The organism is Nocardiopsis sp. CC223A, from assembly GCF_030766825.1.
Lineage (GTDB): Bacteria > Actinomycetota > Actinomycetes > Streptosporangiales > Streptosporangiaceae > Nocardiopsis.
Genome location: NZ_JASFDV010000054.1, coordinates 41,837 through 48,824 on the forward strand (window position 1 = coordinate 41,837; position 6,988 = coordinate 48,824).

Here is a 6,988-nt window from a genome sequence, read left to right on the forward strand (position 1 = left end):
GGGGCGGCGGTGCCCGCCCCACCGGACGGGCTCAGTGGGAGGACTCCTCCTCGTCCCCGTGGCCGCCGTCCCCGTGGTCGCCGCCCTCCTCGCCGCCGTGACCGTGGCCTCCGCCCTGCGGCTCGGCCTCCTCACCGGCGAACGCGGCGGCGATGGCGTGGGCGTTGGTCTCGTACAGGGCGATGAGGTCCAGGTCCTCGCCGGGGTAGTTGACGACGCCGACCTGGAGTGCGTCGGAGTCGGGGAGGACGCGGCCGGTGGACATGTGGACGTTGTCGAACACGAAGGCGGGTTCCAGTCCGGCCAGCTCGGCGATGTCGCCCGCGGTGGGCTGGTCGGGGCCGTAGGTGGCGGCCGGCTCGATCCCGGCCAGCTCGGTCGCCCAGGTGGCGTAGACCTGGGCGACGGCGGTCGGCGCCTCGCCCCCGGGCCACTGCCCGGCCAGTTCCCCGGCGAGGCGGGCTCGCTCGGCTTCGAAGGTCTCCAGCCATTCCCCGGCGGCGTCGGAGGTGCCGAAGAGCCCGCCCAGCCGGGTGACCTCGGAGGTGATCACGGCCGCGGAGTTGTCGAGTTCGACCTCCACCGTCTCGGCGTCCCCTCCGGCGGCCTCGGTGATCTGCTCGGCGAACGGCTCGAAGGGGCTGTACAGCACGAAGTCGGCGTCGGCGACCGCGGCCAGGTCGGAGGGGGAGGGCTCGTACTCGGGGGCGTGCTGGACGTCGGCGGGCACGATGACGGTCACGTCCTCGGCTCCGGCCGCGGTGGCGAAGGCGCCCTGCCAGGTGGTGGTGGCCACCACCACCGGCCCCGCCCCCGCGGCGTCCGCCGCGGCCGGGGCGTCGGTCTCCTGCCCCGACGAACACCCGGCCAGTGCCAGTGGGAGGGAGATCAGTGCGAGGAACCGGATCGGGGCGCGGTGTGCTGCCATGGACGTTTCCTTTCGGGGATGAGATGGACGGCGACGGCGATGAGGCCCGCCGTCAGGACCAGGACCGGTCCGGGGGGAAGGTCCGAGAGCAGGGCGAGGGCGAAGCCGGCCGCCGTACCGAGCAGCCCGAACGCCACCGCCCACAGGGAGATCGAGGTCAGCGAGGTGCCGACCCGGCGGGCGGCCAGGGCGGGCAGCAGGGTGAGGGCGTCCACCAGCAGGGCACCGGTGAGGCGGATCGCCCCGGCGACGGAGACCGCGACCAGGACCAGCAGCACCAGGGTGAAAAGGCGTACCGGGACCCCGGAGACCAGGGCGAGTTCGCGGTCGTGCAGCAGCAGCGCCAGCCGCCGGTGGAAGACGAGGAAGAGCGCGGGAACGATCACGGCGAGCGCGCCCAGGATGGCCAGGTCGGTGGTGCGCACCGACAGGATCGAGCCCCACAGCAGGGCGAAGGCGCTGGCGGCGTTGACCCCGGAGACGGCGATGAGCAGCAGGGCCGCCGCCATCGCCAGGCTCATGAGCAGGCCCATGCCCCCGGACAGGCCGCCGGGCCGGTCGGCCAACGGGCTGACCGCGGCCCCGGCCGCGGCGCAGGCGACCAGGGCGCACAGGGTGGGGTCGGCCCCGGTGAGCAGACCCACGGCGATGCCCAGCAGGGCGACGTGCATCATCGCGAACCGGACCGGCATGATGTCCAGCCCCACGATGATCACACCGACCAGGGGCAGACCGACCGCGCCCGCCAGCAGGCCCAGCGCGGCGCGCTGGACGGCGGGCATGGCCAGCAGGTCCGCCAGGGTGGCGAGGTCGTTCACACGACCTCCCGCAGGTGTCCGGCGGCCATCTCCAGGCGGCGGTCGCAGGCGGCCGCCAGCTCCGGGTCGTGGGTGACGACCAGGACGGTGGCCCCGAGGCCCAGCAGGCGGGCCGCCGCCTCGCGGCGGGCGCCGAAGTCCAGGGCCGCGGTGGGCTCGTCGGCCAGGACGAGTGCGGCACCGGCGGCCACGCGGCCGATGACGCGGGCCAGGTGCGCCCGCTGGAGCTGCCCGCCGGAGAGCGTGGAGACGGGGCGGGAGAGCAGGTCGCCGATGCCGAGGTCGGCCGCGGCGGTGCGGGCGGCCGCGGGATCGCCTCCGGTGTCGAGGAGTTCGCGCACCAGCAGGGGGAAGGCTCCGGCGGCCTGGCGCTGCGGGATCCAGGCGCAGGTGCGTCTTCGGCGGTTCAGGTCGCGGCCGGTGCGGGCGACGTGCCCGTCGACGGCGACCGTGCCGCCGGAGGGCCGGTGCAGCCCGATGACGGCCCGCAGCAGGGTGGACTTACCCGAGCCGTTGGTCCCGGTCAGGGCGACCCGGGCCCCGGGCCCGATGTCCAGGTCCACACCGTGCACTGCCCGGACCGGCCCGTGGTCGCAGGTCAGGGCCTCGATACGGACAGCGGCTCCGCTGGTCGCCATGGGCATCGCCTTCCACACGCTCGTTCCCCGTCCCCACAGGGGTCGTCGAGAGGGTGCGGTGAGTTCCCGTCGTTCCGGGGCGGGCCGGCCCCGCCCCGGTGGACGGCCGGGGCTCAGTGGTGTGCGCCGTGGTCGGCCTCGGGTGCGCCCCCGGCGGTCATGGGCTCCACCGGGGCGGTGAACACCGCTTCGCGGCCGCCGTCGAAGGTGAGGGTGACCTCCACGTCGTCCCCCGCGGCCAACGGCGCGGGGATGTCGTTGAGCATGATGTGGTAGCCGCCGTCCACCAGGGCGGTGGCCCCTCCGGCCGCCACGGGGATCTCCTCCACCACCCGCATCCCGGACGCACCGGACTCCGTGGTCTCGGTGCTGCACAGGTCGGCGTCGGGCGAGGCGTCGGTGGCCACGTCCGTGATCGCCGTGTCCCGGGCCGCGGCGTTGGCCACCTCCAGGTACAGCACCGCGACCTCCGGGTTGGCGGGCTCGGGCACCCACGCGCCCGAGACCTCCAGGTCCCCCGCCACGGCGTGGCCGCGCGCCGCCTCCGGGGAGGCCTCGGCGGCCGGGGGTGTGTCGGCGGCCCCGCAGGCCGTGGCGAACAGCAGGGTGGCGACCAGTGCGGCGGGGGCGCTGGAAGAACGCAGGGCGTGTGGGGACGGCATGGTGTTCGTGGTCTCCTCGTGGTCATGGTCGGGTGGTCGGGCCGGGCGCGCGCGTCCGTCCCGGGAGTCGTCCCCGGGGCCGCCCGGGTTCCCGCGGGTGAGCGCCCTCACCCGCCGAGCAGGTCGTGTGCGGTCCACGGAGCGTCCTCCCGCACCGGCGGGACCGCGAACAGGGCACTGCCCTCGTGCCGGATGAACGGGCCGAGGGCGTCGGCCCCCTCGTCCAGAGCCCGCTGCACGGGGGTGAACCCCGTGCGGGGATCGGCCTGCCAGGCCGTGAAGACCAGCCCCGCCTGCCGGTTCCCCTCCGCGTCCCAGCCCAGGTCGTAGGAGAAGCCGCGGCGCAGCATCCGGGCGCCCAGCGTGTTCTCCGGGGCGGCCAGCCTGATGTGGGCGTCGCGGGGGATGACGGGGGAACCGTCGTCCCCCACCGCGGCGAGGTCGGGGCGGTCGTCCTCTGCGGTGCCGCCCAGCGGCGCACCGGTGGCCAGGCGGCGGCCGATGACGGCCTCCCGGTCGCGCGGGTCCAGGGTGGACCAGTCGTCGAGGAGCATCCGGATGCGGCGGACGACGAGGTAGGTGCCGCCGTCCATCCACGCCAGGGCGGTCTCGGGGTGCGCGGCCAGGACCTGGGAGCCGAACAGGGCGTCGGACGGGCGCGGGTTGACGGTGCCGTCGATCTGTCCCATGAGGTTGCGCGGGGTGGCCGCCGGGTCGTCGGCCGCCGCGGCGGAGCGCTGGAACCCGGGCAGGGACCAGCGCACCCGCACCTCGGCCGCGACCGCGCCGAGCAGGTGTCCCACGGCGGAGGACAGCACGACCGGGTCCTCGGCCCCGACGTGGAGCAGCAGGTCCCCGCCGCACCAGGCCGGTTCCAGGTGGTCGGCGGCGAAGGCGGGCAGGTCCTCCAGGTGCGGCGGCACCCGGTCGGCCAGCCCCGCCGCGGCGAGCAGGGAGGCGCCCAGGCCCAGGGTCACGCCGAGCGAGGCCGGACGGAGCCCCTGGGAGGGGGCGCCCTCGACCAGGGCCGCCAGCCCGTGCTCGTGCAGGGCGGCGGCCTCCCGGCTCCAGATCCGCAGCACCCGGCGCGCGGCCTCGCGCGCCGGGGCCCCGGGGGCGGCCCGCAGGTCCACCGCGACCAGGTGGACCTGTGACGGTGTGGGTGTCAGCAGTGCCGGGGGCAGGCCGTCGCCGGCCCCCGCCCGGGAGCGGGCGGGGGCGAGTGCGGGGTCGGGCTCCCCGGTGGCCCGGGCACCGGTGACGGCGTGCCCGGCCGCCGCTCCGGTGGCCAGGCCGGCGAACCCGGCCGCCGCCGCGGCCGTGAACAGGTCGCGCCGGGCGAGCCCGCCGCCGGTGTCGGTGCGGCGTTTCACAGCAGGGTGTCCGCGAGGGTCGGGAGCAGGGCGGCGATCCCGTCGGCCTCGGTGCCCTCGTCGAACATGCCCGCCGCCTCGCCGCCGGGCAGCAGGACCGCGATGCGCCCGCCGTGGGTGACCAGGTACTGGCCCTCGGTCTCCTGTGGTGGGTCGATGGGGATCCCGTAGTCGCGGGCGGCCTCGACGGTGGCGTCGATGTCCCCGCGCACCCCCTGGAAGGCGGGGTCGAACCGGTCCAGCCAGGAGCGCAGCTGCTCGTCGGTGTCGCGTCCGGGGTCGGTGCTGACCATGACGACGTCGTAGGAGCCGGCGGCGCCCTGCGCCCGGTCCAGGGCCAGGTCGATCTCGGCCATGGTCATGGGGCACACGTCGGGGCAGCTGGTGTAGCCGAAGAAGAGCAGGGTCAGCCGGTCGTCGGCGACGTCGGTGAACCCCCAGGGGGTGCCGTCGACGGTCGCCAGTTCGACGTCCGAGGCCGCCATGGGGTCGTCGGACAGGTCGAGGTAGTACTCGGCCTCCGCGACGGGGTCGGCCGGGGCGCAGCCAGCGGCCGCGGCCGGTACGGCGGCGCAGAGCAGCGCCGCCAGGGCGCGCGTCGGGTGTGGGCGGAAGATCATCGTTCTCGTTCCATGGTCGGGGCCCGGCCGTCGGACGACCGGGACCGTACGGAGGCGGGGCGGGACCGCGGCGCGGTCCCGCCCCGGACCCGGGTCAGGCCGCCTGGCGCAGCATCCGGAGCAGGTCGCGGCGGCCGCGCGCCACCCGGGAGCGCACCGTGCCGATGGGGGCGCCGATGGCCTCGGCCGCCTCGGCGTAGGGCATCCCCTGGAGCTGGGTCAGCACGAAGGCCGTTCTGCGGTCCTCGGGGAGGGCGTCCAACAGGTCCAGCAGGGCGAGGTACTCGTCGAACCGGCCCGGCTCGGCGAGCGCCCCGGTCTCGGCCCATTCGTCCACGGCGCTGTGGCGCGGGGTCCGGCCCTGGACGCGGTAGCGGTCGGCCACGGTGTGGCGCGCCACGGAGAACAGCCAGGAGCGCACCGGGGCGCGTCCCGCGTAGTGGGTCAGGCCGCGCATGGCTCGCGAGAAGGTCTCCTGGGTCAGGTCGTCCACCCACGAGGGGTCGACCCGGCGGGCGATGAAGCGCGTCACGTCGTCGCGGGTGAGCGCGAAGAGGGTGTCCAACGCCTCGCGGGTGCCTGCTTTGGCGCGCATGGCCAGCACGGTCAGTTCGCCGTGATCGCCCCCGTCGGGGCGGGTGCGGTCGTCGGAGCGTCCGGACCCGTCGAAGGGCACCGGGGAGGCGGCCTCACAGAGGGAGAGCATGTCCGTTCTTTCTGTCGCCGTCCGCACGCGTCCGGGGCGGGAGCCGGACCGGATGCGCGCGTACTCGTGGAAGGGGCGGCCGCTCGGGCGGCGCACCCCGGAGAGGGAGGATCGAAGGCGGCCCGGACGGCGCGTTCGACGGTCCTCCCGACACGGCGGAGAAAGCGGTGCGGGATGTCGGGACGGCACGGCGGAGGGCGGGTCACGGCACGGGCGGCCGCGCTCCGGCGTTCCGGTGCACGGGGCGAACGCGGGGTCTCAGGCGACGGACGGGGCCGGGGGCCCGCGCAGGATGAGGCTGTGCCGCAGGTAGGGCAGGCGGATGCGGGCGGGCGCGTCGGCGCTCCGCAGACGGGGGACGACCGGTCCGCGCGGTGCGGGCAGGCCGCCCAGCGCCAGCAGCAGCGGGAGGAACGAGAGCGCCATGAAGCGCAGGAAGGCGAACAGCGCGCTCTCCCCCTGGCGCAGCCACCAGGCGCTGACCAGCGCGGAGAGCACGTGCATCCCGATCATGGTCCAGGCGGGCATCGCCGCCTCGGCGACGACCCGGCCGGTGTGCGACACGGTGTGCGACGCACCGAACGATCCGACGTAGCTGAACGTCACGTGCAGGGCGAACTGGCCCCAGAGCATCCACCCGGCCAGGGCCGCCCACCCCTGGCGCCGGTTCGTGGCCGCCCAGGCCATGGCGAAGACGACGACCATGCCCAGGAGCAGGCCCAGCAGCGGGACGTCGTGACCGGAGCTGAGCGCGTGCCCGTGCGCGGACAGGCTCGCGCACACCAGGGTGAACACCCCGGCGCGCAACGGGCGGCACGCTCTGTTCTCGGTCATCTCCCCGATATCGTCTCACCGCCGTCAAGGGGGGCAACGGCGGGTCCGGGTCCGCGCCCCGCAGCGCGCGCCGCCGGGACTTTCGGGACATAGGGGGCGGGTGTCGGCGTTCGCCGGGTGGACCCGCACCGGTTTCCCTAGGCTCGCTCGGAAAGATCCCCGAGGAGCCCCCATGCCCACTCCCCCGGCGCGCCCCCTCCCCCGCGACCCGTACCGCAACCTCGTCCTGCTGGCCCTGCTGACGCTGTCGGGGCGCCCGCCCGCACGCGACCTGCTGCCGTGCGCGCACCGGTTGGTGTCCCGGGCGCTGCCGTGGGGGCGGCGCAACCCCCGGGCGCAGGAGTACCCGCGGGTGCGCCTGCGGGTGCTGCGCCGGGCACTGCGGGGCGGGCGGCCGCGGGCGCGGTGG

General features: G+C 75.9%; 8 protein-coding genes and 1 pseudogene. 1 reads left to right on the forward strand and 8 read right to left on the reverse strand.

Going from position 1 to position 6,988, the window contains the following annotated elements; all coding sequences use genetic code 11:
* Nucleotides 1-31 precede the first annotated feature (31 nt).
* From QJS33_RS20400 to QJS33_RS20435, 8 genes are all read right to left on the reverse strand, one after another.
* Nucleotides 32-928 (reverse strand): metal ABC transporter solute-binding protein, Zn/Mn family, encoded by an 897-nt coding sequence (locus tag QJS33_RS20400; RefSeq protein WP_306369631.1) that lies wholly within the window; start codon nt 926-928, stop codon nt 32-34.
* Nucleotides 889-1,746 (reverse strand): metal ABC transporter permease, encoded by an 858-nt coding sequence (locus QJS33_RS20405; RefSeq protein WP_306369633.1) that lies wholly within the window; start codon nt 1,744-1,746, stop codon nt 889-891. Before QJS33_RS20405 ends, QJS33_RS20400 begins: the two co-directional genes overlap by 40 nt.
* Entirely contained in the window at nt 1,743-2,384 is a 642-nt protein-coding gene (locus tag QJS33_RS20410; protein ID WP_306369635.1) for an ATP-binding cassette domain-containing protein, read from the reverse strand. Before QJS33_RS20410 ends, QJS33_RS20405 begins: the two co-directional genes overlap by 4 nt.
* 113 nt (nt 2,385-2,497) lie before the next feature.
* A complete protein-coding gene (locus tag QJS33_RS20415; RefSeq protein WP_306369636.1) occupies nt 2,498-3,046 on the reverse strand; it encodes a copper chaperone PCu(A)C in 549 nt (182 codons plus the stop codon).
* A 107-nt stretch (nt 3,047-3,153) separates the two neighbouring features.
* A complete protein-coding gene (locus QJS33_RS20420) occupies nt 3,154-4,419 on the reverse strand; it encodes a Dyp-type peroxidase (RefSeq protein ID WP_306369637.1) in 1,266 nt (421 codons plus the stop codon).
* Nucleotides 4,416-5,039 carry an SCO family protein gene (locus tag QJS33_RS20425; protein WP_306369638.1) on the reverse strand — a complete coding sequence of 208 codons (624 nt, stop codon included), beginning with the start codon at nt 5,037-5,039 and terminating at the stop codon, nt 4,416-4,418. The genes QJS33_RS20420 and QJS33_RS20425 overlap by 4 nt, the downstream gene beginning before the upstream one ends.
* 94 nt (nt 5,040-5,133) lie before the next feature.
* Complete coding sequence (locus QJS33_RS20430; protein ID WP_372339690.1) at nt 5,134-5,745, reverse strand: RNA polymerase sigma factor; 612 nt, start codon at nt 5,743-5,745, stop codon at nt 5,134-5,136.
* A gap of 258 nt (nt 5,746-6,003) precedes the next feature.
* Entirely contained in the window at nt 6,004-6,579 is a 576-nt protein-coding gene (locus QJS33_RS20435; protein WP_306369639.1) for a hypothetical protein, read from the reverse strand.
* Between the two features lie 172 nt (nt 6,580-6,751).
* Between QJS33_RS20435 and QJS33_RS20440 the strand changes: the two are divergent.
* Nucleotides 6,752-6,988: pseudogene (locus tag QJS33_RS20440) on the forward strand (hypothetical protein); the annotation flags it as partial.

Excerpts from the sequence above, each read along its gene's own strand:
- QJS33_RS20400 (WP_306369631.1), bottom strand. The coding sequence starts at position 928 with ATGGCAGCACACCGCGCCCCGATCCGGTTCCTCGCACTGATCTCCCTC.
- QJS33_RS20410 (WP_306369635.1), bottom strand. The coding sequence starts at position 2,384 with ATGGCGACCAGCGGAGCCGCTGTCCGTATCGAGGCCCTGACCTGCGAC.
- QJS33_RS20415 (WP_306369636.1), bottom strand. The coding sequence starts at position 3,046 with ATGCCGTCCCCACACGCCCTGCGTTCTTCCAGCGCCCCCGCCGCACTG.
- QJS33_RS20425 (WP_306369638.1), bottom strand. The coding sequence starts at position 5,039 with ATGATCTTCCGCCCACACCCGACGCGCGCCCTGGCGGCGCTGCTCTGC.
- QJS33_RS20430 (WP_372339690.1), bottom strand. The coding sequence starts at position 5,745 with ATGCTCTCCCTCTGTGAGGCCGCCTCCCCGGTGCCCTTCGACGGGTCC.
- QJS33_RS20435 (WP_306369639.1), bottom strand. The coding sequence starts at position 6,579 with ATGACCGAGAACAGAGCGTGCCGCCCGTTGCGCGCCGGGGTGTTCACC.